A 683-nucleotide genomic window follows, 5' to 3' on the forward strand; every position below is an offset into this window, starting at 1 on the left:
CGTCGCCTGCCCCGCTTCGCATCGCAGTACGTCCGGCGCGCGACAGCGTCTCGTTGGAGTTCGTGAAGCGGCGCGGCCCGGCGCGTGATGAGCCGCTTCTGATCGGACTGACCCATTCGCCTATCCTGTTGAATCGCCATGCAAGTCTGGATCGGCGTGTACCTGCCGCACCTCAGCCGAGAGGTCTTCCAGCCGAACTGGTCGTCCACGAATGAGGCGGCCTCGGGTATGGGCTTGGTCGTGCTCGACCATGACCGTGTCGTCGCGCTCGATCAGGCGGCGCACGAGGCTGGCGTTCGCAAGGGCATGCGCAAAGGCGGCGTTCTGACGCTCGCGCCCGACGCACACATCCACGACAAGAACGAACTCAAAGAGCAGCAGGCGGTCACGGACGTGGCCACAGCGCTCATGCAATTCAGTCCGCAGGTGGTGATCGCCGAGGAGCAGACGGTGCTGGTCGACGTGTCGGCGAGCTTGCGCCTCTTTGGTGGCGTACGCGCGCTCAGACGCGCGATCCGATCCTCGCTGGCCGCCTTCGGCTTCACGGTCCGCACGAGCGTTGCCCCCACCGGCCAAGGCGCATGGCTCATGGCCCGCTATCGTGGTGGCCTGCGTCTTTCCATCCGCTCGCTCATGCGGCAGTTACCGCGCTTGCCCGCCCTGCTGGTTTTGGAAGCCCGGCG

The 683-nt window shown here is 66.2% G+C and carries 1 protein-coding gene and 1 pseudogene; both read left to right on the forward strand.

The window, feature by feature from the left end; translation table 11 throughout:
- A pseudogene (locus tag AWB81_RS48235) lies at nucleotides 1-215 on the forward strand (translesion DNA synthesis-associated protein ImuA); the annotation flags it as partial.
- A partial coding sequence (locus tag AWB81_RS43895; RefSeq protein ID WP_445344351.1) for a Y-family DNA polymerase occupies nucleotides 139-683 on the forward strand: 545 nt, incomplete at its 3' end. The pseudogene AWB81_RS48235 and the gene AWB81_RS43895, both read left to right, overlap by 77 nt.

The sequence above is a fragment of the Caballeronia arationis genome, from assembly GCF_001544975.2.
Classification (GTDB): domain Bacteria; phylum Pseudomonadota; class Gammaproteobacteria; order Burkholderiales; family Burkholderiaceae; genus Caballeronia; species Caballeronia arationis.